At 45.6% G+C, this 25,466-nt stretch carries 25 protein-coding genes and 1 riboswitch; of the genes, 15 read left to right on the plus strand and 10 right to left on the minus strand.

The features are described 5' to 3' along the window. The first annotated feature begins 157 nt into the window (after positions 1 to 157). Positions 158 to 1,231 (plus strand): hypothetical protein, encoded by a 1,074-nt coding sequence (locus A3762_RS10135; RefSeq protein WP_068755266.1) that lies wholly within the window; start codon positions 158 to 160, stop codon positions 1,229 to 1,231. Here the strand turns inward: A3762_RS10135 and A3762_RS10140 are convergent. The 3 genes from A3762_RS10140 to A3762_RS10150 all read right to left on the minus strand — a co-directional run bounded on the left by A3762_RS10140 (position 1,228) and on the right by A3762_RS10150 (position 3,828). Continuing rightward, complete coding sequence (locus A3762_RS10140; RefSeq protein WP_068499881.1) at positions 1,228 to 1,665, minus strand: hotdog fold domain-containing protein; 438 nt, start codon at positions 1,663 to 1,665, stop codon at positions 1,228 to 1,230. The genes A3762_RS10135 and A3762_RS10140 overlap by 4 nt on opposite strands. A gap of 38 nt (positions 1,666 to 1,703) precedes the next feature. Further along, complete coding sequence (locus tag A3762_RS10145; RefSeq protein ID WP_068755268.1) at positions 1,704 to 2,552, minus strand: alpha/beta fold hydrolase; 849 nt, start codon at positions 2,550 to 2,552, stop codon at positions 1,704 to 1,706. Between the two features lie 67 nt (positions 2,553 to 2,619). Beyond that, the gene (locus A3762_RS10150; RefSeq protein ID WP_068755291.1) at positions 2,620 to 3,828 is read right to left on the minus strand and encodes an APC family permease; all 1,209 of its coding nucleotides are present in this window, start codon (positions 3,826 to 3,828) and stop codon (positions 2,620 to 2,622) included. 352 nt (positions 3,829 to 4,180) lie between these two features. After that, positions 4,181 to 4,312, plus strand: a riboswitch (guanidine-I (ykkC/yxkD leader). A 57-nt stretch (positions 4,313 to 4,369) separates the two neighbouring features. Between A3762_RS10150 and A3762_RS10155 the strand changes: the two genes are divergently transcribed. From A3762_RS10155 to A3762_RS10195, 9 genes are all read left to right on the plus strand, one after another. Beyond that, the gene (locus A3762_RS10155; RefSeq protein WP_068755270.1) at positions 4,370 to 5,410 is read left to right on the plus strand and encodes a putative urea ABC transporter substrate-binding protein; all 1,041 of its coding nucleotides are present in this window, start codon (positions 4,370 to 4,372) and stop codon (positions 5,408 to 5,410) included. Between the two features lie 39 nt (positions 5,411 to 5,449). Next, positions 5,450 to 6,262 (plus strand): ABC transporter permease, encoded by an 813-nt coding sequence (locus A3762_RS10160; RefSeq protein ID WP_068755272.1) that lies wholly within the window; start codon positions 5,450 to 5,452, stop codon positions 6,260 to 6,262. Positions 6,263 to 6,272: 10 nt separating this feature from the next. Further along, the gene (locus tag A3762_RS10165; protein ID WP_231878784.1) at positions 6,273 to 7,091 is read left to right on the plus strand and encodes an ABC transporter ATP-binding protein; all 819 of its coding nucleotides are present in this window, start codon (positions 6,273 to 6,275) and stop codon (positions 7,089 to 7,091) included. Positions 7,092 to 7,180: 89 nt separating this feature from the next. Further along, a complete protein-coding gene (locus tag A3762_RS10170; protein WP_068499866.1) occupies positions 7,181 to 7,921 on the plus strand; it encodes an urea amidolyase associated protein UAAP1 in 741 nt (246 codons plus the stop codon). Then, on the plus strand, positions 7,918 to 8,565 hold the full coding sequence (locus A3762_RS10175; RefSeq protein ID WP_068499863.1) for an urea amidolyase associated protein UAAP2: 648 nt from the start codon (positions 7,918 to 7,920) through the stop codon (positions 8,563 to 8,565). Before A3762_RS10170 ends, A3762_RS10175 begins: the two co-directional genes overlap by 4 nt. 67 nt (positions 8,566 to 8,632) lie before the next feature. Further along, complete coding sequence (gene uca, locus A3762_RS10180; RefSeq protein WP_068755274.1) at positions 8,633 to 12,271, plus strand: urea carboxylase; 3,639 nt, start codon at positions 8,633 to 8,635, stop codon at positions 12,269 to 12,271. 59 nt (positions 12,272 to 12,330) lie between these two features. Next, positions 12,331 to 14,166, plus strand: a complete 1,836-nt coding sequence (gene atzF / locus A3762_RS10185; RefSeq protein ID WP_068501832.1) for an allophanate hydrolase — start codon at positions 12,331 to 12,333, stop codon at positions 14,164 to 14,166. 156 nt (positions 14,167 to 14,322) lie between these two features. After that, entirely contained in the window at positions 14,323 to 14,955 is a 633-nt protein-coding gene (locus tag A3762_RS10190) for an HAD family hydrolase (RefSeq protein ID WP_068479009.1), read from the plus strand. Between the two features lie 137 nt (positions 14,956 to 15,092). Then, positions 15,093 to 15,689 (plus strand): heme-binding protein, encoded by a 597-nt coding sequence (locus A3762_RS10195; protein WP_082869060.1) that lies wholly within the window; start codon positions 15,093 to 15,095, stop codon positions 15,687 to 15,689. Here the strand turns inward: A3762_RS10195 and A3762_RS10200 are convergent. The 7 genes from A3762_RS10200 to A3762_RS10230 form a co-directional block, all read right to left on the minus strand. Continuing rightward, positions 15,673 to 16,806, minus strand: a complete 1,134-nt coding sequence (locus tag A3762_RS10200) for a metal-dependent hydrolase (RefSeq protein WP_068755276.1) — start codon at positions 16,804 to 16,806, stop codon at positions 15,673 to 15,675. The genes A3762_RS10195 and A3762_RS10200 overlap by 17 nt on opposite strands. Positions 16,807 to 16,887: 81 nt before the next feature. Next, positions 16,888 to 17,277: a hypothetical protein gene (locus tag A3762_RS10205; protein WP_068755278.1), complete on the minus strand. Its 390-nt coding sequence runs from the start codon at positions 17,275 to 17,277 to the stop codon at positions 16,888 to 16,890. 10 nt (positions 17,278 to 17,287) lie between these two features. Further along, on the minus strand, positions 17,288 to 17,821 hold the full coding sequence (locus tag A3762_RS10210) for a GNAT family N-acetyltransferase (RefSeq protein ID WP_068755280.1): 534 nt from the start codon (positions 17,819 to 17,821) through the stop codon (positions 17,288 to 17,290). Positions 17,822 to 17,856: 35 nt separating this feature from the next. Beyond that, a complete protein-coding gene (locus A3762_RS10215; RefSeq protein WP_068501820.1) occupies positions 17,857 to 18,306 on the minus strand; it encodes an isoprenylcysteine carboxylmethyltransferase family protein in 450 nt (149 codons plus the stop codon). Positions 18,307 to 18,418: 112 nt separating this feature from the next. Then, complete coding sequence (locus A3762_RS10220) at positions 18,419 to 19,462, minus strand: nickel/cobalt transporter (RefSeq protein ID WP_068501818.1); 1,044 nt, start codon at positions 19,460 to 19,462, stop codon at positions 18,419 to 18,421. Beyond that, positions 19,453 to 20,139, minus strand: coding sequence for a DUF1007 family protein (locus tag A3762_RS10225; RefSeq protein ID WP_068755282.1), 687 nt, complete (start codon positions 20,137 to 20,139; stop codon positions 19,453 to 19,455). Before A3762_RS10225 ends, A3762_RS10220 begins: the two co-directional genes overlap by 10 nt. Beyond that, positions 20,130 to 20,768, minus strand: coding sequence for a DUF1007 family protein (locus A3762_RS10230; protein ID WP_197469191.1), 639 nt, complete (start codon positions 20,766 to 20,768; stop codon positions 20,130 to 20,132). The genes A3762_RS10225 and A3762_RS10230 overlap by 10 nt, the downstream gene beginning before the upstream one ends. A 189-nt stretch (positions 20,769 to 20,957) precedes the next feature. On the opposite strand from A3762_RS10230, the gene A3762_RS10235 reads away from it, so the two are divergent. The 5 genes from A3762_RS10235 to A3762_RS10255 all read left to right on the plus strand — a co-directional run bounded on the left by A3762_RS10235 (position 20,958) and on the right by A3762_RS10255 (position 25,372). After that, positions 20,958 to 22,079: a fatty acid desaturase gene (locus A3762_RS10235; protein ID WP_068478987.1), complete on the plus strand. Its 1,122-nt coding sequence runs from the start codon at positions 20,958 to 20,960 to the stop codon at positions 22,077 to 22,079. 45 nt (positions 22,080 to 22,124) lie between these two features. After that, positions 22,125 to 22,766: a thioredoxin domain-containing protein gene (locus A3762_RS10240; protein ID WP_068755287.1), complete on the plus strand. Its 642-nt coding sequence runs from the start codon at positions 22,125 to 22,127 to the stop codon at positions 22,764 to 22,766. Positions 22,767 to 22,817: 51 nt separating this feature from the next. Then, a complete protein-coding gene (locus tag A3762_RS10245; protein WP_068755289.1) occupies positions 22,818 to 23,249 on the plus strand; it encodes an OsmC family protein in 432 nt (143 codons plus the stop codon). 29 nt (positions 23,250 to 23,278) lie between these two features. Beyond that, on the plus strand, positions 23,279 to 23,656 hold the full coding sequence (locus tag A3762_RS10250; protein ID WP_068501807.1) for an EthD domain-containing protein: 378 nt from the start codon (positions 23,279 to 23,281) through the stop codon (positions 23,654 to 23,656). A 465-nt stretch (positions 23,657 to 24,121) separates the two neighbouring features. After that, entirely contained in the window at positions 24,122 to 25,372 is a 1,251-nt protein-coding gene (locus A3762_RS10255; protein ID WP_082869061.1) for a dicarboxylate/amino acid:cation symporter, read from the plus strand. Positions 25,373 to 25,466: the final 94 nt, after the last annotated feature.

Raw genomic sequence — 25,466 nt, forward strand, 5'->3', positions numbered from 1 at the left:
TGTACGGTTGGTATGAACAGCGCAACGGTGTTGATTTGCTGATCTATGCAGACGAGAGTAATCCCGATAAGTTAGAACTCGAATCCCTGTTCTAGCGCTTAATTATCCCTTTAATTCATTTTTTAAAGAGGCTTCGGCCTCTTTTTAAGTTGTAGTGATGTTTCGATATTTAATATCTTTTTCTTTTTTTATTATTTCGTTTAGCTCCGTACTCCAAGCGAACGAAACTGAGTTTTATTTTGACGCAAATCTCTACGGGCACAGTCAGACGTCATCGATTACCCAGATTGTTTTAGATGAGTTTGAGGGTGAGGACTTCGATGGAGGTGAGCATTCTTTTACTCACAATATTTGGGAAATCGGTGGAGTATATAAGGGGCTTAAACTAGCGGCTGTCGCTCGGTACGACTACACGCTAAATTATACTGAGGACGTTGCAGAGCTCGTTTTTCGGGAAAAGAATGACAAACCTATCGAGACGAACCGGACTTATGACTTGTATCTTGATGTTTTACACATGCGTTCCACCGGCTTGAAGTTAGGGTATCAATATAAAGTAAATAACGACATTAAGATCAGTGCTGACGCAAGCTGGTTACAAGTCACAAGCTATATGCAGGGCTTTATCGATGGCCGTGTTGAAGTTACTGATGATGATTACGTGGGCGACATAGCTCTAGACTACGTATACAGCAAAGATAAGCTTCTTGATCGAATTGCTCGTAGACCTAAAGGCTACGGTTACACCCTTGATTTTCATGTGCAATCAAAACTAACTGATAGTCTCGCGCTATCAATATCTTTTCTAGATGTGATCAATGAAATCACTATAAAAGAGGCGCCCTATACTGCCGCTAATGCGACATCTAACCGTTTAAGTATATCGCCTGAGGGGTTGATTGACGTAAAACCCATTTTGACTGGCGTTGAAGACTATCGTGATCACCGTTTAAAACTCGAACCTCGATACGATTCAGAGTTTTTATACGGTTTTGATGAACTCTGGGACGTTTATGCAGGTGTTTTTCACTATGATGATTATACCTACCCGTCCTTGGGTTTCGGCTATAAAGTTACTGAAAGTCTCGGTGTTAAAACTGTCATTGATCTAAAAACGCAGGCACTAGAACTCAATTTACAGTCGCAGGCGTGGAACGTTGGTTTAATCAGTGATGATTTCAACTTGAATGATGCGCGGACCTTTGGTTTGTCGTGGTCTTTGCGCTACTAACGCTTCACATTCATCGTGATTAGTGCTGTAAAGCACTTCACGCCCTCGTCGTTATAGGCGGCGACGGGCACATCTATTTTTCCGTCTTGTGTGAAATCAATATCGTCAGCTTCACACTTTACGATCAAGTCGGTTTTGGCCTTCACGAGGTATTTCACGCTCATGCCTTCTGGTATCCAGCGTGTACCTTCTGGTGTTGAGACTTCGGTTGTAACTCCGCCAACGAGTTCTGCAGCATTGCACATAGCGATGGCATGTATACAACCAAGATGATTCTGCACTTTCTTCTGGTTCTTCAGGATCATTTCGCAATAGCCAGGGCGTAATACGGTCACCAAAGGGTCGATGCTTTCGAAGTAGGGTGCAACCGTTGCAATGCCCTTTGAAAAGCCTTCTCCGCCCATTTGTTCAAACATCTTTAAATACTGATTCATGATCGTTGCCTTATTCTTATTTTTTAATGAAGTGGGTATTAGTTGTGTGCTGTCAGAAACTCGAATGTTTCTTTCCATAAGGTGCTTTCAAATTTAGCTTTAAACATTCCAGTATGGCCGATGTGTTTCGCGTCCACATCTTTGGGTTTAACTAGTTTTAGTTTGCAATCAGCTTCGTGGAACTGACGCAAAAGATGGTTAATGTTTTCTTTCGGCGCGAGCGCATCGTCAGAGAATGCGTAGGACAAAATAGGTATTTGCATTGAATAAAAACGAGAGCAATCAAGCCCGAAACTCGGATCCAGCAAATAGTTTGGTTTACTCATCCATTTAGCCCACTGTTGTGCGGCTTTTGAAGGCACGTTTTGATTGCCTAGCCCGAATTTGTCAGCAGGGAATGGCGAATAAATTCTGCTTACGATGGGTAGGATAAAACCAATATTGACGCGAATTTTTAATCCATCCGCAAGGCGTGGCCATCGCTTCCAGTAGGGCGCGCTCGCGGCAACAAATACTGCACTTTTAAGCTGCTCGCTCGAAGGGGCTAAGGCGAGTAGTTGTCCGCCAATACTATGGCCAATGAAATACACCTGATCGGTCTTTGATATGGCATAACGCAGCACGCCTTCTATGTCTTGTGTTCCCCATTCACTCAGCTCAAAGTCTTCTCGCGTTAGCGATTCGTTATCGCCCGTTCCTCGATAATCAAAGCAAAGCGCTTTATAGCCTTGTTTGACAAAGAACTCGGCCATTGGCCAATAAAAACTTTGGTTTACACCGAAGGCACTTGCAATAACGATGGTGCCGAGTGGGGGATTTTCAGGGCTAAATTCACTGATCAATAACGATGTATGATCTCGGCACGTGAGGGTAGTGGTTAATTTCATAGGAGGGCTGACAGCTAAGGAATTTGTTTTGCGTCAGCTTACCTAAGTATCGTGCGTCAAACTAGCGTTAATATGCGATTTTAAAGATGAGCAAGACGACGCAGATAATGGTTCCTAACAAGGGGAAAGCTGGTGTTTTTAGTGTGAAGTCTTCCGTCATTTTCTTTCGTCTGAGTACAACCAAAGATGCGTTCACGAGAGTAAAAACACACAGCACAATAAAGCTTCTGTAAGAAGCAAGTGTGACGAGCGGTAGCGCGAGGGCAAACATTAAAACTACCCCAGTTACGGCTAATGTCGCGAACCAAGGTGTTTTGGTCTTCTCAGAAATAAGACCAAATACTTGCGGCACACGTTGTTGATTCGCCATGCCGTAGAGCACGCGCGATGCCATAATAATTTGGGTGAGAACCCCGTTGATAATGGCAAACAAACTGATCACTGAAATCCATTTTCCTAGATTAGTGTCATAACGTTCTAACAGTGCTCTTAAGGGAGCCTCTGAATCGGCTAATTCTGCCATTGGCATGGCTAGTATGGCGACGACCGCGATAGCAATGTAGATTACCGAAGATATTAACAAAGCGAGAATAATCGCACGCGGCATCGTGCGTTCAGGTTCTTTAACCTCTTCAACAATATTGACCATGTCTTCAAATCCAATGAAGGCATAAAAGGCTAGAAAAGCACCGGCTAAAATTAAGCCAAAATCATGTGTCGAGGTCGGAACAAATAGTTCGTTGAGTGAGGTGGTTGTGAGTTCGACCTGACTGCCGCCATAAAAAACGACTAAAGCCAAACCTGATATCTCAATAAGGGTGACGATTGTTGCGGCCCATAGTGATTCAGCAATGCCGTAAAAAGCGATCGTACTCATTCCTATCACCACGATACAAATCGCAATCCAACTTTCGATTGGATAAAAAGACTGCAAATAGCCAACGAAGCCATTGGCGAGCGTTGCGCAAGACACAATGCCCGTAAAGATCACGAGTAAGCCAATAACACGCGTTAGAAAGGGTTGTTGAAATGCCGCATCAACATAATGCGTTTCACCCGAGCATTTGGGAAACATGACAACCAGCTGGCAGTAACTGAGTGTCGTAATCCCTGCAATAATAGCTGCGACCAGGAATGCAAGGGGGGCGAGTGTTCCTGACGTTGCGGCTATTTTCCCGACAAGAACATAAATCCCTGCACCGAGTATGGTTCCCAAACCATGGAAGAGAAGTAGAGGAAGATTGGCTTTTCTTGAGAGCGTTTGTTGTTCGTTCATGCTGATCAACACTGATTATTTTTTACAGTATTTCAAAGTATTGCAATCCGGTACTTGAGCTATCTCAAGTCAAAGCCGATGCATATTACTCAGGCGATGTTTTGGAATTTCATTTTTCACTTGTCATGGATGGTACGCGTTCGCTCATGTCGAAATAGAGTGATGAGTTATTTTGGTGCGCAGTGTTATGGTGCGCATAATTCTGGTGCTCGAGCGCATCGTTTACTGAACTAGATTAGGCCTCAGTATTTTTTAAATATATGAAATATATAAAAAAATACTCCTTGGCGCAGCGTTTGCAATTCACTACCTGTCCGTACCCTTGTCATCCCGGGCAACACAATTTGGTTTTCAAATAGAACGCTAGGGTTCCGGTTAAGCAAAATAAGGCAAACAGCCAATCGCTTAACGACTGGTCCGAGAGCATTCGACCTCTCCTCTGAGAAGAGCATGGGTTACACGGCGGGATAAAAGCCCGGGAGACTTGCTTGGTGTATGCCGAGGGTACTCCGTGTAATACAAACAAAAAGAGAGGTAATTCATGAAACGTATCGCAGCACTTCTTCTTGCGTTCTCACTTTCATCTGTCTCACAAGCTTCTGATAGCTTCAAAATTTGCTGGTCGATTTATGTCGGCTGGATGCCTTGGGCGTATGGCGCCGAGCAAGGCATCGTGAAGAAATGGGGCGACAAATACGGTATCGATATTGAGGTCGTTCAGATTAATGACTACATCGAATCGATCAACCAATACTCTGCAGGCGAGTTCGCGGCTTGTACGATGACAAACATGGATGCCCTTACGATTCCAGCCGCAGGTGGTGTAGATAGCACGGCGCTCGTAGTTGGTGACTTCTCAAATGGTAACGACGGTATCGTGTTGAAAGGCAAAGATTCCCTAGCTGACATCAAAGGCCAAAACGTTAACTTGGTTGAGTTGAGCGTATCGCATTACTTGCTAGCACGTGGTCTTGAAACGGTTGGTTTAACCGAAAAAGATCTCACTGTTGTGAATACCTCTGATGCAGACATGGTTGCTGTTTATGGCACAGATGACGTTACATCGGTTGCAACATGGAATCCCTTGCTCAGCGAAATCGAAGCGATGCCAAACAGCACTAAAGTATTCGACTCTTCAATGATTCCAGGTGAAATCATCGATTTGCTTGTGATTAATACAGAGACCTTGGCTGCGAACCCTGATCTCGGAAAAGCTTTAGTGGGCGCATGGTACGAAATTATGGGCTTGATGAGTGGCTCTGATGATGCAGCAACTTCTGCAAAAACGTACATGGCAGAAGCATCAGGTACTGACTTGACTGGTTATGAAGCGCAGCTAGCGAGTACTGAAATGTTCTACACGCCAGCGCAAGCACTTGAACTAACAAATAGTGATGCGCTTGTTAGCACCATGGAAAATGTTGCGGAGTTTTCTTTCAAGCATGGCTTGTTAGGTGAAGGTGCTCCAGATGCAGGATTTATCGGAATTGAAATGCCAAAGGGTACTTTCGGTGATGCATCAAACGTGAAGTTCCGTTTTGACCCTAGCTACATGCAGATGGCTGCTGACGACAAGCTATAGAGCATAAACGACTGCCTGTATTGATGTGAGGCCAAGGCCATGAAGAAACTGATAAACCAGACGCCAGATAGAACATTCAAAGTGTTCTTAGGCTTGCTACCTTTTGTGCTGCTGATCGTGCTTTATATGGTGAGTTCGGATGCGCGTTTAGAAGTGAATCCTAATGACAAGCTCCTCCCGAGTTTGCGTCAAATTGGAGATGGTTTATCAAGAATGGCCTTGGAGCCGAGCAAGCGCACAGGCGACTATGTTTTTTGGCAGGACACAGCGAGTAGTCTCACACGTCTTGGCCTAGGTGTATTAATCGCTGCGGCCATTGGCTTGTTTGTTGGAGTAATAACGGGCGCTTTGCCTTTGTTTACCGCTTGGGTATCTCCTTTACTGACGGTTGTTTCACTGATTCCTCCTCTAGCCATCCTGCCAATTTTGTTCATCGTTTTTGGTCTAGGTGAGCTCTCGAAAGTTGTCTTGATTGCCATCGGCATTACGCCGTTTATTGCGCGTGATATTCAACGACGAACACAAGAGATTCCGCCCGAGCAACTCGTTAAAGCACAGACTTTAGGTGCCAATACGAGTCAGATTTTAATGCGTGTGGTACTGCCACAAATCCTTCCAAAACTGATTGATGCAGTGCGCTTATCGTTAGGTGCTGGGTGGCTGTTTCTGATTGCTGCTGAAGCCGTAGCCTCAACCGATGGGCTTGGTTACCGCATCTTCTTGGTAAGACGTTATATGGCGATGGATGTGATCTTGCCGTATGTTGCATGGATTACTGTGCTCGCGTTCTTTATCGATCAAGGCTTAAAGCACTTGAACAAAACGTTGTTCCCTTGGAATGAGAGAGCATAAGACAATGAGCATGATTGATTCTTCAGCAATAGAAAAAACGTCTGATACCCCGATGCTTCAGGTGAACAAGGTTTGGAAAACCTATGGCGACAATGTCGTTCTTGAAGGGCTCGATGTTACCGTACAGCAGGGTGAATTTGTCACCTTAGTTGGCACGTCTGGCTGCGGCAAAAGCACCTTCTTAAACATGTTACTGGGAACTGTTGAGCCAAGCCGCGGAGAAATCTTGCTCGATGGCAAACCTATCCCGAATGAACCCGGAGCTGATCGGGGCATTGTGTTTCAGCAGTATTCGGTGTTTCCGCACATGACGGTTTTAGAAAACGTTGTGACAAGCAAAGGTTTTCAGCGTAAAGGTTTTACGGGTTTGCTGTTCGGCAAAGCGCGAAGAGAAGCGGTAAAAGAAGCCTTAGAAATACTAGGTCAAGTTGGCTTGAGTTATGCGGTCGACAAATACCCGCATGAGTTATCTGGTGGCATGAAGCAGCGTTTGGCCATTGCACAAGCCTTGCTTGGTAAACCGAGAATTCTGTTATTGGATGAACCTTTTGGTGCGCTTGATCCGGGTATACGTGCAGATATGCACGCATTGGTGCTCAAGCTATGGAAAGAGCACAAGCTGACTATCTTCATGGTCACACATGACCTGAAAGAAGGTTTTTATCTTGGCACACGTTTGTGGGTCTTCGATAAGTTACGTCATGACGAGCAAGCGCCTCAGCGCTTTGGCGCGGGCATTACCTACGATTTGGCGGTAGGACAGGTTGATCATGACCTATATCGAGAAATCGATGATGACATTCGGCCTGTTCCGCAACAGGTTGCATAAGCCTATTTAGATCGAAGTAATAAGAGACATTAGCAACCAGTCGTGTTTTGCGCGGCTACATCTATTAAAAAAGAAAGTAAGGACAAGTTATGAGCGAGTACATCCGTTCTATTTCTTACACCACTCAAATTGCGGAAGGCTCACATTGGTCTTTTCGCTTACGTAAAGGCACGATTTTACGACTAACAGACTTACTTGGCGGCGCCAACGTTGGAATGTTGTTTTATAACCCCGAGGACTTATTAGAGCGCTACAACGCGCCTGATACCCTCAAGTGCCAGCACACATTTAAACTCACAAAAGGCAATTGCTTGTATTCAGATATGGGGCGAATTTTCGCTTCGATCGTTGAGGATTCTCTCGGCTGGCACGAATCAGTTTGTGGTAATTCTCATGCCTCTCATATTGAGGCGCGCTGGGGTGCGCGTGACTATCAAACAGATCGAAATGATTGGCTGCAAAATGGGCACGACGCGACCTTAGTAGAGCTTGCGAAATATGGTTTGGGCCCCGCAGATTTGGCGGCAAACATTAATTGGTTTAGTAAGGTCTCGGTAAATTCTGAAGGTCAGATGGCACTTGATGCCTCGGCAGATACACAAGGTGCTTCAGTGACTTTGCGTATGGAGATAGATTCCATTGTTGTGCTGCATACCTGCCCACATCCTTTAGATCAGTCTTCAAGCTACCCAACAATGGACGTAAAAATTGAATTGGGTGAGGCATTGCCTGTCACCGAAGATGATTACTGTAAGAATTTCCGCCCTGAAAATGGACGAGGATTTGCAAACAATGCCTTGTATCAGTTGGGCTTAGGGGGCACGCCATGATTATTGAGAGCACATTACTTCCTGAAAATGCACTGACCCGACAAGTGGTTGATGCAGGGGACTATTACATTGGTGTGGTCAATGCGGGAGAAATCATCCGTATTCTAGACCTAGAAGGCAACCAAGCCGCTGACACCTTGTTTTTTAATGCACACAACCCGACTGAACGTTACAGCGCGATGGATACTGTGCGCGAGCAGGGTGCTGTTTACCTCACTGCAGGTTCAGAGCTTCGATCAAATTTTAATAACGTGATGCTTGAAATTGTTGCTGACACTTGCGGTCGTCACGACACCCTTGGTGGTGCTTGTGCGACGGAAAGCAATACTGTGCGCTATGACCTCGAAAAGCGTTGCATGCACGCCTGTCGTGATAGCTGGATGTTGGCGATTGCCGAGAATCCTCAGTACGGAATTACGAAGCGCGATATCAGTCATAACATCAATTTCTTTATGAACGTCCCTGTCACAGAAGAGGGCGATTTAACCTTCGAAGATGGTATTTCTGGCGCTGGGAAATATGTCGAGCTACGCGCCGAGATGGACGTGGTGGTGCTTATTTCGAATTGTCCGCAACTTAACAACCCTTGCAATGGCTACAACCCCACGCCTATTGAATATTTAGTCTGGTCGAGCGCGGCCTAAACGCACAGCAACCTCAGTGGACGACCACTGTTGTATTTTCATGCGGGACGGCCCGACACGATGATCTATGTTCAACAAAGTATTGATTGCGAATCGTGGAGCTATTGCCGCACGCATCATTCGCACTCTGAACGAATTGAATGTCGCGTCAGTTGCGATCTACGCGCAGAGCGACGCCCAAAGCCTTCATGTTCGTCAAGCTAGTGAGTCTTACTGCTTAGGTGATGGCCCTGCCGCTGACACCTATCTTGATATCGATAAAATTATCGCCATTGCCAAAGAGTCGGGTGCACAAGCGATCCACCCCGGATATGGTTTTCTTAGCGAAAACCCGAGATTTGTAGAGCGTTGCGAATCTGAAGGCATCGCGTTTAGCGGGCCGACGCCAGAACAGATTCAAGTCTTTGGACTCAAGCACAAAGCGCGTGAGCTAGCCCAAAAAGCAAACGTACCCTTGTTATCGGGGTCGGAATTATTACCAAGCTTGGATGAAGCGCTGCGTGTTGCTGAAAACATTGCTTATCCGATCATGCTCAAAAGCACCGCTGGTGGCGGTGGCATCGGCATGCAAGTGTGTTTAGGTCCTGAAGAACTCGAGCAAGCTTATGATTCTGTAAAACGACTTGGTGCGAATAACTTTGCGGATGATGGTGTTTTCATCGAGAAATTCATTGCACGCGCGCGTCATATTGAGGTTCAGGTGTTTGGTGATGGACAAGGCAATGCCTTAGCCATTGGAGAGCGCGATTGCTCTAGCCAGCGTCGTAACCAAAAGGTCGTGGAAGAATGTCCTGCGCCAAATTTACCCGCAGAGCTTGCAGCAGAGCTGCATCAAACCGCTGAGGCTTTATTGTCTCAGGTAAGTTATCGCAATGCAGGCACGGTTGAGTTTCTTGTTGATGCCGATACGCACCAATTCTATTTCTTAGAAGTGAATACCCGCTTACAAGTTGAGCACGGTGTTACCGAAGAGGTCTTCGACATCGACCTCGTCGAGTGGATGCTAAAACTCGCATCTGGAGAAGACATTGATCTTGCCAATAAACGTAAGAATTTGAAGGCGCATGGGCATGCTATTCAAGTGCGTTTGTATGCGGAAGATCCATATCGCGACTTCCAACCTTGTCCAGGGTTGCTCAGCAAGGTGTCGTTTCCAGGCTACCCACATGTGCGCATTGATCACTGGATTGAGTCGGGCATTGAAGTACCTCCTTATTTTGATCCTATGTTGGCGAAAGTCATCGTTAAGGGGCATGACCGTCAGCATGCTTTGATTTGTTTACGCGATGCGCTCGATGATATTCGCTTGTACGGTGCAGAAACGAATCTTGCGTATCTAAAGCGTTTGTTACGCGACCCTGTTTTGGAAGGTGGTCTCGTTACGACACGTTATTTGAATGACTTTACATTCACACCTGCACGCATTGATGTGATCACTGGCGGAACGCAGACGACCATTCAAGATTTGCCAGGCCGAGTAGGGTATTGGGATGTTGGCGTTCCGCCATCTGGACCGTTTGATAGTTATTCATTCCAGTTGGGTAATCGCCTATTAGATAACCCAGATGATGCAGCAGGCCTAGAAATTACCGTTCAAGGTCCTGAGCTGCAATTCCAGACAAGCACACAAGTGGTCATCACTGGTGCCAAGATCGAGTCCACCCTTGACGATAAGCCCATTGAGCTAAATCAAGTATTAAGTATTAACGCGGGAGAAGTTCTAAAACTTGGCCGTATTACTGGTGCCGGCACGCGCGCTTATCTTTGCATTCAAGGTGGTTTGAATTGCCCAGCATATATGGGCTCTCGTTCGACATTTACCTTAGGACAGTTTGGCGGACATAACGGTCGTGCTTTGCGTATTGGTGATGTCTTACATCTAAATCAGATTGATCGCGCTGGGGATGAAAGTTCTTCAGATGACAATACTTCTCTTGATAGTAGCTCCCATGAGCAGGCGCCGATTGAACTTCTCCCTAGCATTGAAAACATGTGGGAGCTGCGGGTTATCTGCGGGCCTCATGGTTCGCCTGACTTTTTCACACGGGAAGATATTGATACCTTTTTTGAACATACCTGGGAAGTGCATTACAACTCAAGCCGCACGGGTGTTCGCCTAATTGGACCAAAGCCCAATTGGGCGCGAGAAAACGGCGGTGAGGCAGGGTTACATCCTTCTAATATTCACGATAACGCTTACGCCTTTGGTACGGTAGATTTTACCGGCGATATGCCTGTTATCCTTGGTCCAGATGGACCATCTCTTGGTGGATTTGTTTGTCCTGCGACGGTCATTCAAGCAGACCTCTGGAAATTAGGCCAGCTCAAAGCGGGTGCTAAAGTGCGCTTTAAGGCTGTTTCTGTCACGGATGCCGTCGAGTTGTACGCACGTCAGCAGCGTTGTTTGCGTTCTTTGCATTTTGAAAAAGAAGTGATCGAGCACGAGCCACAAACTACACCGATCTTAAAGACCTTATCTGCTGAAGAGTATGGCGTTGCGGTGACATATCGTGTCGCCGGTAATCAGTTCTTGTTGGTCGAATATGGTGAGCAGAGCTTAGATATTGCTCTACGTTTTCGAGCGCATGCTTTGATGCAATTCTTGCAAGATGCAGACATAGAAGGTGTGCTTGAACTCACTCCGGGAATCCGTTCTCTTCAAGTGCACTATGACAGTCAGACCCTGTCTTTAGGCGTGTTGATGCTGCACTTGCAGTCAGCAGAGGATGCCTTGAAAACACGACTTCAGTCTTTACGTGTACCATCGCGTACGGTTTATTTGCCGCTGTCTTGGGATGACGAAGCTTGTCGATTGGCGATTGAAAAGTACGATCAAACCGTTCGTGAAAACGCACCGTGGAGCCCAAGTAATTTAGAGTTTATTCGCCGTATCAATGGGCTAGAAAGCATTGATGATGTGAAGAAAATTGTCTTCGATGCCTCTTACTTGGTGATGGGTTTAGGCGATGTGTACTTAGGTGCGCCGGTTGCCACGCCTGTCGATCCCCGTCATCGTCTTGTGACCACAAAGTACAATCCAGCGCGCACGTGGACAGCCGAAAACTCTGTTGGCATCGGTGGCTCATATCTATGTGTTTATGGCATGGAAGGGCCGGGCGGTTATCAGTTTGTTGGCCGCACGCTTCAAATGTGGAATCGCTACAGGAAGACCGAGTTTTTCGAGAAACCTTGGCTTTTGCGCTTCTTTGATCAAATTCGATTCTATGAGGTTTCTCACGACGAATTGATGACAATTCGTGAGCAATTTCCTGTTGGCACTTACCCGATCAAAGTTGAAGAAGGCTCATTCAGCCTATCTGAATATCAAGCGTTTTTATCCGAGAATCAAGAATCCATTGATACCTTTAAGGGCAAACGCGAAGCCGCTTTTGAAGCGGAGTTGGCAGAGTGGCATCGTACAGGACAGTTTAACTTCGAAGTGGCTGAAGATAATCTCGATTTGAGTGAAACGAGCTGGGAGGAAGGGCAGATTGTTGTAGACAGCCCTGTATCAGGGAGTGTTTGGCAGAGCGAGATTACGTCGGATTCAGAAGTTGTTAAAGGTCAGGTCTTGATGATTTTAGAGTCCATGAAAATGGAAATTCCTGTTCATGCGACAAGCTCGGGCGTCGTCAAACAAGTGCTACTAGATAAAGGTCAGCGCGTGTCGCCAGGACAAGCCTTAGTAGTGATCGAAGAGCACTAAGACGCAAAGGTGTGCCTGTCTAAAAAACGTGAACAGAATAATCAAAGAGAACAGTAGTAATGAATAGTTTAAACCTAGCGATTGCGGATCAAACCATCACACCATTAAGCATCGAAACACTCAAGCAGGCCTATGCCGCTGGAACCACAACGCCTAGACAAGTATTGGCAGATATTCGTGAGCGCACAGAGGCTTATAGCGATCGGAATATTTGGATTCACTTATTAAGCGACGCCGAGCTTGATCGCTACCTAAGCAAACTGGAAGCGGGTGACGTCAATTCTCTGCCTTTGTGGGGCGTTCCGTTCGCGATCAAAGACAATATTGATCTGGCAGGTATTCCGACCACAGCCGCCTGTGAAACCTTCGCCTACACACCCGATGAGTCTGCGTTTGTGGTCGATCAACTTATCAAAGCAGGCGCCATACCTGTTGGTAAAACGAATCTGGATCAATTTGCCACAGGGCTAAATGGCACACGCTCGCCCTACGGTGAATGTCGTAATGCCTTCGATGCGAAGTACATCAGTGGTGGCTCAAGCGCGGGTTCATCTGTGTCAGTCGCCTTAGGCCTAGCAAGCTTCAGTTTAGGCACTGACACCGCCGGTTCAGGACGCGTGCCGGCCTGCCTGAATAACTTATATGGCGTTAAACCAACACGAGGGTTGTTGTCTGCCAGCGGCATGTTGCCAGCGTGTCGTAGCTTAGATTGCATGACGATTTTTGCGCTGAACGCAGATGAATCGAACTTAGTTTTGTCGGTCGCAGAAGGGCTTGATGACAATGACGGCTATAGTCGTGCCAATCCTTATCCTAATCAAACACGGCAATATGGTGTGCGTGCAGGGGATTTGAAAATCGGAGTCATCCAATCAGATCAGCTCGAATTCTTCGGTGACGCAGCATACGAGCATGCGTATTTAGCGACTGTAGAACGCATTAAAGATGACGGTGCTCAGATTGAAGAGCTCGACTTCTCGCCCTTTGTTGAAGCTGCGAAATTGTTATACGAGGGACCTTGGGTAACTGAGCGTTACTTGGCAACACAACCTTTAATTGATGAGCAACCTGAAGCAATGTTCCCAGTTGTGCGAGAGATCATCGAACCAGGCAAGAATGCAAGTGCTGCGGCCTTGTTTACCGCGCAATATCGCTTGCAAGAATTGAAAGCAAAATGCGATGCGATTGTTGCACAATATGATTGTTTGCTAACGCCGACGGCAGGGCGCTTCTTTACAGTTGATGAGCTACTTGAAGAGCCTGTTTTGCGTAACAGTCAGTTGGGACATTACACCAACTATATGAACTTGCTAGACATGAGTGGCTTAGCCATTCCAACAGCCTTCACGGATCAAGGTTTACCTTTTGGCGTGACTTTAGTGGGCCCTGCCTTTGCTGATCGTGCATTGCTGTCCATCGCTAAACGCTTTGAGACATTGTTTGATCTTCCACTCGGCGCTTCAGATTTATCTCGCGAGCGCACAGAAGCCGCACAGGTATCGACAACACAGACGGTAGATGTACTTGTATGTGGTGCGCATTTGGAGGGCTTGCCATTGAACTGGCAGTTGAAGGAGCGCAAGGCAGTACTGAAGTTAAAAACACAAACCGCACCTGGATATCGAATGTATGCACTTGCTGGTGGGCCTCCATTTAGACCTGGCCTAGTGTTAGATGAAGAAAAAGGGGCTGCCATTGATGTCGAGATTTGGACTGTGCCCTCTGAACAGTTTGGGAGTTTTGTTGCAGGAATACCTGCGCCCTTAGGCATTGGTAAGGTCAAACTGGCAGATGGTTCGTTTGTTAGCGGATTCATTTGCGAACCTTACGGTTTAGAAGGCGCCGAAGAAATTACGCAGCTTGGCGGCTGGCGTGCTTACATGGCGACAAAATAAGCCTAGCCTGATCATTTTTTGATTAGGCTCTGGATGTTTTGGTATGTCAGGCAACCATTATGCAAGCTTCACGACAAGGCCAAAACTGTTATCTCATCGTAAGCTCACTCATACTAGTAAAAGTTCAATGTTCAATGCTTGGTGTGAGTGTGTTTTATGTCAGACAGTGTCAACGTCAAAGAATTACCTAAGGCAGTCATCTTTGATTTAGATGGCACCTTGGTAACGTCTAGTCTCGATTTTGTTCTCTTATGCAAAGAGACGGGATGTGTGCCGGGGCAGGATATTCTGCGATATGTCGAAGACTTGCCCGAGCATGAGCAATCTTCAGTCAAGGCAACGATTCATGACCATGAGATGCGCGACGCGCATAGCTCTGAAGTAATTGCTGGAGTGCCTGAGACGCTGCTCAAACTCAGTAATTCATCCATCAAAACAGGCGTTGTCACACGCAATTCGATTCCTGCAAGTCAACTGAAACTTGATCGTAGTCAGTTGCGAGTGGGAAGAGTACTTGCACGTGAGCACGCCCCTCCTAAGCCTTCACCTGACGCTTTATTGATGCTCGCCGACGAATGGCAAGTTGACCCCAAGCATTGTATCTACGTTGGCGATTTTCGTTACGATCTCGAAGCCGCGCACAATGCAGGTATGCATGCCGCTTGGTATGCCTCAGGGTATTCTTCTCAACCGGAATGGGCGCATCTCGCGCACTTTGATTTCTCTCATTATAACGATTTTATTCCTACATTAGCCGCGTATTGGCGAAAAGTTTCTGCGGGCGCGTAGCAAATTTAATAAGTCAGTCATCTGCAACTGATCACTTCAAACTTTCAATCCGTACACAATTAGGCATCGGTCGTTACGTCGATAAACTGGCTTTAGAGCTTAGCTTGATATTTTAGGTAGAGGACATAGATTGAACAATGGTTTGGAAAAACATTTTTGTTGCATTGATAGTAAGCACGTTTTTCTTAGCAAGCGGGTGTAGCTTGGTACGGCATACGATTGAACACGCACCGTATTCAGTTATTGAAACTAAGAACGCGGAAGAAGCGGAGTCTGAAAATATCGAAGTACGTGAATATCAACGTCTGTTGTTAGTGACTGCGCCGATGAACCCAGGCTCTAGAGAGGATGGGGCCTTTCGTAAGTTGTTTGCTTATATCTCTGGCGAAAATAGCGAAGAGAAAGAAATTTCAATGACTGCGCCAGTGTTTATGGATCCGGCAAAGACAGAACAAATGTCTTTTGTGCTGCCCGAAAGTTTTGAGCTGTCGACTGCGCCGAGCCCGAGAGATGCTGCGGTCGAGGTTCAAGAGCTCCGTAACATGAAGATGGCGGTTATCCGTTTCAGTGGTACCTTGGGCGAGGAAAATATTTCAGATAACCGCACCATCCTAGAAGATTGGATTACAGAGCAGGGTTACGAAATGGATGGGCCTGTGCTGATTGCTGGCTATGACCCACCGACCTCCATTCCTTGGTTTCGGCGTAACGAAGTTCTTATTCCGATTCGCTAACTTCAGGCGCTGATCTTGCGCTTATTATAGGTTCTGGGTGCAAAGAGACTTCATTATCAAAGAAGCGATCCCAAAGTAGCGGTAGACGAGACATATCGCGCAGCGTTTCAGTACGGCGCGCGACCATCGGCTCGATGCTCACGTTTCCGTTCTCGCTACTCTCTTTATTCTCACTTCTATCAGTGGAATCGCTATCCGCGCTTCTTTTTACTTGCTTTCCGACAGCGAAATTAAAGACATAACTATCTTCCAAACCCATACGAAGGTCAGTCATCACCACTTCATTATTGACGAGTTCCGCCCGGTAAAAGCCTTTGGTAAACCACTGTAGACGCTGCACGTTCCATTGATCTGCAATGTCGCTCAGTAGTTCTTCACCTTTTGGGTAGGCACGAAAATCAACAGACTCAGGAGAATCCCATACGGCGACGTGTGCGACATAATAGTCTTGGTCATTGATCGCCACTACGCGCCACAGCAAGGTGTTCAAGGGCATTGGCGTAGTCAGCACGGCGTATACGTTCATGTTTTGCTGAACGAGAGTCTCTTGCAAAATACTTTTCATGGTCGATTTTGCGACTAACGACCAAGCTAAATAACTCGAGCTAATAACGAGCGCACAGACACTGGCTATGCGTGCCTTACGGCTATTCCACCCTACATATGCAGCTATCCCTAAACCAATCAATAAAGGCAATGTGTAGGCTAGATCAATAATAAACAGACTAGAAATACCAAAAGGGTATTCGGTAATAGGCCAAAGCAGTTGCGTGCCATAAACGGTAAACGCATCTAAAAGTGAGTGGGTCCAAAAAATAGCCAAAATGGCTGCCCCCCATCGAAGTTTATGTTCGTGGGTTTGGGGGCGAATTTTAATGGCTAACCAAACTAGTAAAGGCGTTACGAGCGCTTGGACTAATAGGCTATGACTGAAACCTCTATGGTAGGTAAAGTCCTCGACGACTCCGCCGTAAGGAATAAGTACATCCAGATCAGGTAGGGTGCCGAGCGCGGCTCCCCAAACGGGAGCTAGTCGACCGATCTTGCTCCCAACTTTCGCTCCAAGAATGGCATGACCAACGGTCGCACCTAGTGCAGCTTGGGTAAGTGAATCCATTAAGTGTTCTCGTTGCTCTCGTTTGTTGCGTTATTCGCGTTAGTCGGGTTATTCGCGTTGATGCGGGTATCGAAGATAGATTTAATTGTTCTGCAAAGGTTCAGAATGGTTTTTGAAATACTGAATCACATCGTGGATATCAAAAACTAATGAGATGCCTATAAAGCCGGCTAAGCCTACAAGGTAGCTATGAGACGCACCTGTGTAATCGCCAAGATAAACAAGAATGTAAGCGAGAAGAGGAACCCATAGAAGATGCGCTAAGCCTAAAATTTTCTGATAGCCAAAGTAGCAATACATACCAACCATGACGATGCTTTGGAACGCAAAAATACCAAGAATGGCTTGAGCCAGTTCATATTCTAAAAATGCAATGCTGCCCAGGTTGATCGCCATCAGCGCATTCACCCAAATAACGACCCAAGTTGGTTGTTGAAATAGCTCAATCATAAATCCGCTTGGTTTTTTCATGGAAAACTCCTCAGGCCTGTTTGTATTTTTCTAATTCGAGTAGGTAATAACATTTTGTGTAGGCTAAGCCTTCGAGCACTTCATCTTCTTCGTATTGAAATGTCGCGCCGAGCTTTTCAACCGCTCTACGTGAACGATGATTCTCACTACCAATATGGAACCAAATTTTATCTACGTAAGGTGCAATAAAGTTGATCATCAGATCCTTCATTTCGGTATTGGCGCCTGTTCCCCATTCTTCGCACGCGAGGAATGTGTAGCCAATCGCGATCTCTCTATGTTCTGGTTTGAAATCATAGAAGCGCGTTGAACCAACGACATTGCCTGAGCTCGTATTGATAATTGTATAGGCGCTATCGCTTGCTGCTGCACCATCGAAAAAACGCGTTTTAAAGCGCTCACGCTGATAGCGTTTTGAATCAGGATGTTGAGCCCAAACTTCTGGATTCGATGCGCAGGTAGCGAGTGCTTCGAAATCGTCGGCGGTGAGGGGGCTTAAGGTGATTTTTTTACCGATTAATTCAAGATCAAAACGAATGTTCATACTGCCTTATTAGAAGCCTTGCTCGCCCGATGAAGTTAGTAAACATAAGGCAGGATTAGTTTTGTTGTTTTTGTCCATTGTGCGTAAGGCTGAGGAAATTTGTCTGCAACCTGTTTGTCTTCAACTTTAGCTTGCATCACTAGTGCGAGAATGCCAAGCACAAAAATCAGTAAGGTAAGGCTATGCGCAGCAATCAGTACGTAACCCAACATCATGAACATCTCGCCGAAATACATTGGGTGACGAATACGTTTAAATAAGGCCGTTTGAGTGACGAGATATTCCATCTCTTCTAATCTTTTGTTATCGCGTTTGATGAGCCAGTAATGACTCAAAAAAATAGCACCGCCAACGAGTACAAGAATTCGCCCAGCCAGAGAATCGCTTGTGTTGATATCGGGTAGCCAGCTTGTGAACGCACTTATAATGATGCTCGCTATGAGCAGAATCGAACAAGTAAGCTTTGTAAGCCACCAATAAGACATGTTTCTTTCATCTTTTAATCATCTTAGAAGCAATACGTATTAAAGCTTAATAGGCGATTTACTTAGATGAGATCATTTTTTTATATGTCAGGGTACTTTTTGATTTAGTCTTTTAGCGACCAAGCAGTAATGGATGCTCCGCAACCGGAGTCAATGTGACAGATAATAATCCCCAGCCGAATGCAATAAGTAGTGCCCCGCCAGCTATTTGAAGATATAAGCCAAAATGACTAAACACCGCCGTCGAGCTCGATTCGCTAGCGTTTAGTAGGCGTTCAAAGAACCCTCTCGCGAATACGGTTCCTGCTGCAATGAGCGCGATAGAAATGCCAGTGCCTAGTCCCATCGCCAAGGTGGCGACGATCCCAAATCCATAGGCATTGACTAAATAGGCATAGGTCAAAACGATTAGTGCGCCAGAGCAAGGACGGAGCCCCATCGAGAACACGAGCGTTAGGTTCTGTAGCCAGGTGCTGTCGTCTTTGACTTCAATGGCATGGTTGCAGCCACAACATACATTATGTGCATAATGTTCATGGTGAGAATGATGTTCGTGCTCATGATGGTCGTGTTGGTGAGCGTGGGAGTGATGATCATGTGGATGGGCATGGTCATGATGCTCATGGTGCGAGTGTGCACTTGAATTTGAGATGCTCACTACTTTGCGTAATTTATTACCTGACTTCAGTAAAATATACAGACCCAAAGACATCACCAAGGCATAGCCTACTTGTGTAAGTTGTTCTCCCATCGTTTGCACTTCACCAAAGGTAAACTGGAGCATCTGGCCAATTACACTGACAAGAATAATCGCAACGATTGATTGCAGTAGTGCTGCGGCAAATGACAAAGCCGCGCCTTTCTTAACGCTCGCCCCTTGGGTACCAACGTAAGTCATGATCACAGCTTTGCCATGTCCTGGGCCAATGGCGTGAAAGACGCCATAAGCAAAGCTAAGGCTGATTAAGGCTAAGCCGTAAGTTTCAGGATGTTGCGCTACATTGGACATATGCTCTGATAACATACTGTGCAGCTCTTTCTGTTGGCTAGTGATGTAAATCATCCAGTCTGTCCAATTCAGCGTGGCCCAATAAATGCCGCCAGCAATGAGGCAAAGAAAGATTGCAGCTAGAAGCTTTGAGGGAGTTAAATGCATTGAATAACAGCTCTTTCAGCAAATTGATCGCCAAGCCCATCTGTGTCGCGACGTGACTGATCCAAGCTATTGGCGTAGGCGATGGTTTCTTCGGTAGGATTTGGAATCACGAGATCTTTACCGCACTCTAAGTTCAGTCCACCGACAATCGAAATATCGTCAACGGATTTGTGGTTCATCGCAATGTAATAGGTTGGATCGTACACAGACCAGACGACTTTTTTACCATCTAAATTAATGGGATTCTCGAAACGAATCGTAAAGTCGAGCGTCATAAAACTTACCGGTGGTTGAGGCTCAATACGCAGCGACGCTTGATTCGCTCTTGGTATATCGATGTTGTTTCCATCAACAATTAGGTTTGAGAAATAGTTGTGGCGAGCAAGGTTTTTGCGCATGTCTTCGGCCATCAGCTTTAGGCCGACAGTCTCGTCGTCATAAGCGTTTTTTAAACTTGCAGAGGTGATCATGGAGTAGATGGCATCGAACTCCCATGACTGTTGAATTTCGATTAAACGGTTGTCGGCATCCACTAAGAATTGTGTTTTTATACTGATCCAGTTGTGCGGGTGCGCGAGCGCGACAGTGCTACTCAGCGAACTAAGTAAGACAAATACAAAGGCGCGTATCGAGAATGCTTTTAATCGGGTCTTATTATATTTTTGGACTAATTGCATTGTATCGTGACTCGTTCAGAAAATAGTTGTCCCAGACCATCACTATCTCGCTGCGTTTGATCAAGGCTAGCGGCATAGTCTATGTCTTCTTGTGTTGGCGAGGGCAGTTTAAATTGCTTCGCGCAACGCGTTTTCTCATTCGCAATCACATTGACTGCATCGGCTGAATGGTGATTCATCGCGACATAGTACGTCGGATCGAATACCGACCATGTGATTGCTTTTCCTGCTAATTTTACGGGAGTATCAAACGCAAAGATTTGCTTGAGTTTGAGTTTTCTTTGCTCTGAATATGGCTCAAACTTCGCGTAAACTGGCTTGCTCAGCGGTATGTCGATTTTGTCGAGCTGTAAACTCGAAAAATACTTGTATGGCTTAAGATTAGTAACCATATCTTGGGCCAACATTTCGAGTCCGAGCATTTCATTCTCGTATTCTTTCGTAACGGTTTCTAGTGCTATGCGTGAATAGACTTCATCAAACTCCCAAAGTTGCGTGATCTCAATGAGATTTCCGTCTGCATCAAGCGTGAGTGTTGTCTGCACATCTATCCAAGAGTGAGGGTGTGCATGTGCGACCGAAACCCAAACTACAGTGCTCAACAAAAAACGTAATACTACTTTCAACATGTCACGGCTTAGCAAGATAATCGTTAGGGGCACATCTTTACTCATGCCCTAGGCGGATGCAATCTCTTAAGTGGCCATGCAATGTGCATATTTAACAGTTCTAAACACTAAACATTTGTAAGCTGAATGTTATTGTCATCTTGCTCTGTTAATATGCGCATCGTCATAAATAAAACAAGCGGTATTTGAATGAGCGGTAAGCCAAAACTTCTTTGGGTGAATGTCCTGTTTTTCGTTATAACTGGGCTGTTTGCAGCAGTTGTTGTGCCTTGGTATGGCTTTGTTGAGGGCTACGATATATTCCAGGTCGTGGCAGCTCTCTTGTGTATGGGTTTTTGTGGAATGTCGATTACTGCGGGTTATCACCGTTTGTGGTCTCATCCTACCTATAAAACAAAACCTTGGATTCGTGTTGTTTATGCCATAGGCGGGGCTTTCTCGATTCAAAATAGCGCTTTGCACTGGGCATCTGACCACCGTATTCATCACCGCTATGTCGATCAAAACGATAAAGACCCGTATTCCGCAAAAAAAGGTTTCTGGTTCTCGCACATGGGTTGGATGTTGCGTGATTATAATCGCGAAACCTATAACGATTACTCTAACGTTCCTGATTTAAAGCGCGACCCTGTTGTGATGTGGCAGCACCGCAATTATTTGAAGTTAGTCGTGCTGACAAACTTCGGTATTCCTTTTGTAATCGGTGTTTGGCATGGCGATATTATTGGCACCATGTTGATCGTTGGCTTTTTACGTCTTGTGCTCTCTCAACAAGTGACTTTCTTTATTAATTCGCTCGCACACTATTGGGGTAGCCAGCCTTATACTGATAAGAATACCGCACGTGATAACGGCATTGTGGCTTACTTGACCTATGGAGAGGGCTACCACAACTACCATCATTGTTTTCAAACAGATTATCGCAATGGCATCCGCTGGTGGCATTACGACCCAACTAAATGGTTCATATTTACCCTGAGTAAATTGGGTTTAGCGAGCAACTTAAAACGCTGTGACGAACATAAGGTCGCCAAAGCAAAAGCAGAAATGGCGATGAAAAATCTTAATGAGAAACTGCGTTTTCATGCCGATGCCGAAGAGATTAAAGCGAAGTTGCAAGCAAAGTTTGATGAACTAGTTGAAGTGATGCATCAAACCAAAATCGCACGACTTGAATGGCTTGAAGCTAAGAAGTGTGAAGTGCGCGAAGCCTACGAGAAGTCTGAAGCGATGAAGCGATATCAAGAACTTAAAGACGCGATGCAACAGCAACGTGATGAGTGGAAGTTACTTCTCGCACAATATGCGTAAACGCTCAGTTATTTTAGTCAAAGATGTACAAGGGAAAAATTGATCATGCTTATTTTGCGTAAACGCATTCGGTCTCTATGCCTATGCTTCGTTGCCTTGTTTGTATTGAGTGCGTGCAGTAATGATGAATCTACTTCTGCGAATACCTTACCAGAAGGTGCAGAGTTGGAGCGTGATTATTCTCCTAGTATGGGGCCTGCTGATGCGCCAGTGACGATCGTTGAATTTTTAGATCCCGCGTGTGAAGCCTGCCGAGCATTCTATCCATATGTAAAAGAAATTATGAAGCGCCATCCGCAAGACGTGCGTTTAGTGCTTCGTTATGCACCGTTCCATCAGGGTTCGGATACGGTAGTACGAATGCTGGAAGCTGCGAGTCAACAAAATGTATACGTTCCAGTTCTAGAGGCGCTATTGATACAACAACAAGAATGGGCATCACACCATGCACCTAATCTAGATCGCGCGTGGGAAATTGCTGCTGCCGCGGGGCTAAATATCGAGAAAACAAAAGCGATCATCGATTCGTCGGAAATGAATGCATTGATCGTGCAAGAGGGTAAAGATCTTCGCGCGTTCAAAGTAGATAAAACGCCAACCTTTTATGTAAATGGTCTCGCGCTTGAAAAGCACAGTCCAGATCATCTGTATCAGTTAGTATTAGATCAGCTTAAATCCGCTGAGTAATACGCCAGTTTTCATCTAAACTTCCAATACAAATCTTATTGGGAGTTTATGATGCAAACGATGCCTCATCACTATACGGTCTCTGCCAATTCAGAGTCTGATTCAACGGTAAATCTCGAAGCTGACGGTCTCAGCGCAATCGAATCGATGCCGCCGCCTGAATTTGGTGGGCCAGAGGGTTATTGGTCTCCTGAAAGCTTGCTAGTTGCTTCGATGGCGGATTGTTTCGTCTTGACCTTCAAAGCAATCGCGCGTGCTTCGAAGCTAGAATGGACTAATATCTCATGCGAGGTCGTGGGTACCTTAGGTCAGGTAGATCGCGTGACTCAGTTTACCCAGTTTGAGTTGAAGGTTACGGTCGATGTGCCTTCTGGTACTGATTCTGAGAAAGTTGAGCGTATTGCCGAGAAGTCTGAAAAAGGGTGTTTAGTGAGTAACTCTTTAACTGCTAATAAAGTGCTTAACGTTGTGGTGAACGTATAAGTATTTAATTCAAGTGAAAGGAGATTCGCGTGATTAAGTTCATTTTCGTCGTTAAAAGAAAGCCTGATATATCTTCGCAAGAATTTCGAAAGTGTTGGCACGATGCAAACTTTGTCTCCTTAGTGACAGAGGTTGGCAAATTGTTGGGTGCAAGTGATTTCCACATGAGCTTGGTTTTGGATGTCGACTTTAATAAAGAATTAAACGCGGCAAGAGGCGTTGAAGAAACGGCCTTCGATGCGGTGATGGAATACGTGCTTCCTAGCTCGAAAGATCTGAATGCGATTATGGAGTCTGATGCATTTAAAGAGGTCTTTGCCGAGTTGGAAAAGATTGAAGCTGCATTCATTGATTTTCATCATTCGCAACGGTGTTTCATCGAACACCATGACCCCATCATTCCCTGATCAACAGAGAGGTAATATAGGCGAGTTTATAAACCATCTCGCCTTTCACGATGATTCACAGTCATCGACAATGTTTTACTATTGATTCCACTACTGAGGCGCTACATTCGCCACTGATTCATTTCCATTTATTTGTGGCATTGAGTAGGCAAGGAGAGACGCTCAGTCCTTCAGTTGCTTACCGCACTTATCTTATTTTGCTATCGAGTTTGAAGTAGTTTGAAGTTCAGGAAGACCACTACGCCAAAGGGCTCTTTATGCATCCGCAATGGATGTTTGCTTCGAGGGCGCACGTCAAAAGGTGCTATCAGCACTTTTTAAAGGAACACGAGAAATTATTCAGTAATGGCTCTGATGAGTTTTTCGAACTGCTTTATGTATTCATAAATTTCGATTGGCGCTGAACTGTCTGGCACGCAATGACCAGTCATTCTGAGCTAATTCCTTATTTCATGAGGTAAAGACGTGTTACTAAGCAAATATTTCATTGGGAATATCGGAGTTCAAGTGGTCATAGCGATGCTTGTCGGCACGATGGTCGGTATCGCAATGGGACCAGATGCCTCCATGTTTTCGCCGCTTGGCGCTATTTTTATTAATCTGATCAAAATGCTCGTTATTCCTTTAGTGGCGGTCGCATTGGTGGCCGGCGCAGCAGGTTTGGGTAAAAGTGCAAACGCGGGCAAAGTGGGCTTAAGTACGCTTGCATTTTTTGGTGTGACTTCAGCCTTAGCTGTGACATTAGCATTAGGCATGGGTGCGATATTTGGCCCAGGCTTAGGGATTGATGTCTCATCGATAGAAGGAATGCTTTCTTCCGAGTATGCCGATCAAGGTCAGTTGCCAACGTTCTGGGCAACGGTGATTGGAATGATTCCAACGAATATTTTCCAATCATTGAGTGATGCGAATATTCTTCAAATCTTGGTGTTTTGTTTGTTCTTCGGCATTGCTTTGTCAAAGCAAGAGGCCGAAAGACGCGAGCCCATATTGAATGGTGTGAATACAATTGTTGGTAGCTTGGTCTGGATGATTAACAAAATCATGCTCATCGCACCGCTCGGTGTATTTGGCTTGATGGCCGAAGCGGTTGGAACATTCGGCTTCAGTGCTTTGATGGTTGTGTTTAAACTGTTTGTTGTTTACGTGGCCGCGATTCTTATCTTTGGTTTTATTGTTTACCCATTGTTGGTGCATGTATTAACAAAAACGTCTGCTCGAAAATTCTTGGTAGCAATGAAAAAGCCCCAAGCGATCGCGCTATCGACATCATCCTCTATGGCGACTTTGCCTGTCACAATGGAGACAGTTGAAAACGAACTTGGCGTGAAAAATTCAACGGCATCATTTGTGTTGCCATTGGGCGCAACCGTGAATGTGTCTGGTAATGCTATTTACTACGGCCTTGTCGCGATCTTCTTTGCGCAGTTATTTAATGTGGATCTTTCACTGACTGCATATGTGGCGATCGTACTCACATCTACCTTGGGTGCTGTTGGTCAAGCCGGTGTACCAGGGCCTTCATTCTTAGTGGTTGCGGTATTGCTAGCGGCGGGTATTCCTATCGAAGGTCTACCTTTGTTGTTCGCACTTGATCGCATCTTCGACATGATTCGCACTGCCTTAAACATAACTGGCGATGCGGCATGTGCATTGATTATTGATGCGATTGCGGAAGTAGAACCTTCAGCAGAAGTTGTCGAAGCATCTAAGTAATAAAACCTCCTCTGCGCTCTCATGCGAACATGGCTGTACAGTCTTGTCGTATGGGGCGCTTTTNCCTGTGATACATTTATTCTTATTAAATATT

Source organism: Oleiphilus sp. HI0125, assembly GCF_001635355.1.

Coding starts and splice junctions, on each gene's coding strand:
- A3762_RS10135 (WP_068755266.1), top strand. CDS start 158: ATGTTTCGATATTTAATATCTTTTTCTTTTTTTATTATTTCGTTTAGC.
- A3762_RS10140 (WP_068499881.1), bottom strand. CDS start 1,665: ATGAATCAGTATTTAAAGATGTTTGAACAAATGGGCGGAGAAGGCTTT.
- A3762_RS10145 (WP_068755268.1), bottom strand. CDS start 2,552: ATGAAATTAACCACTACCCTCACGTGCCGAGATCATACATCGTTATTG.
- A3762_RS10150 (WP_068755291.1), bottom strand. CDS start 3,828: ATGAACGAACAACAAACGCTCTCAAGAAAAGCCAATCTTCCTCTACTT.
- A3762_RS10155 (WP_068755270.1), top strand. CDS start 4,370: ATGAAACGTATCGCAGCACTTCTTCTTGCGTTCTCACTTTCATCTGTC.
- A3762_RS10160 (WP_068755272.1), top strand. CDS start 5,450: ATGAAGAAACTGATAAACCAGACGCCAGATAGAACATTCAAAGTGTTC.
- A3762_RS10165 (WP_231878784.1), top strand. CDS start 6,273: ATGATTGATTCTTCAGCAATAGAAAAAACGTCTGATACCCCGATGCTT.
- A3762_RS10170 (WP_068499866.1), top strand. CDS start 7,181: ATGAGCGAGTACATCCGTTCTATTTCTTACACCACTCAAATTGCGGAA.
- A3762_RS10175 (WP_068499863.1), top strand. CDS start 7,918: ATGATTATTGAGAGCACATTACTTCCTGAAAATGCACTGACCCGACAA.
- uca (WP_068755274.1), top strand. CDS start 8,633: ATGTTCAACAAAGTATTGATTGCGAATCGTGGAGCTATTGCCGCACGC.
- atzF (WP_068501832.1), top strand. CDS start 12,331: ATGAATAGTTTAAACCTAGCGATTGCGGATCAAACCATCACACCATTA.
- A3762_RS10190 (WP_068479009.1), top strand. CDS start 14,323: ATGTCAGACAGTGTCAACGTCAAAGAATTACCTAAGGCAGTCATCTTT.
- A3762_RS10195 (WP_082869060.1), top strand. CDS start 15,093: ATGGTTTGGAAAAACATTTTTGTTGCATTGATAGTAAGCACGTTTTTC.
- A3762_RS10200 (WP_068755276.1), bottom strand. CDS start 16,806: ATGGATTCACTTACCCAAGCTGCACTAGGTGCGACCGTTGGTCATGCC.
- A3762_RS10205 (WP_068755278.1), bottom strand. CDS start 17,277: ATGAAAAAACCAAGCGGATTTATGATTGAGCTATTTCAACAACCAACT.
- A3762_RS10210 (WP_068755280.1), bottom strand. CDS start 17,821: ATGAACATTCGTTTTGATCTTGAATTAATCGGTAAAAAAATCACCTTA.
- A3762_RS10215 (WP_068501820.1), bottom strand. CDS start 18,306: ATGTCTTATTGGTGGCTTACAAAGCTTACTTGTTCGATTCTGCTCATA.
- A3762_RS10220 (WP_068501818.1), bottom strand. CDS start 19,462: ATGCATTTAACTCCCTCAAAGCTTCTAGCTGCAATCTTTCTTTGCCTC.
- A3762_RS10225 (WP_068755282.1), bottom strand. CDS start 20,139: ATGCAATTAGTCCAAAAATATAATAAGACCCGATTAAAAGCATTCTCG.
- A3762_RS10230 (WP_197469191.1), bottom strand. CDS start 20,768: ATGTTGAAAGTAGTATTACGTTTTTTGTTGAGCACTGTAGTTTGGGTT.
- A3762_RS10235 (WP_068478987.1), top strand. CDS start 20,958: ATGAGCGGTAAGCCAAAACTTCTTTGGGTGAATGTCCTGTTTTTCGTT.
- A3762_RS10240 (WP_068755287.1), top strand. CDS start 22,125: ATGCTTATTTTGCGTAAACGCATTCGGTCTCTATGCCTATGCTTCGTT.
- A3762_RS10245 (WP_068755289.1), top strand. CDS start 22,818: ATGCAAACGATGCCTCATCACTATACGGTCTCTGCCAATTCAGAGTCT.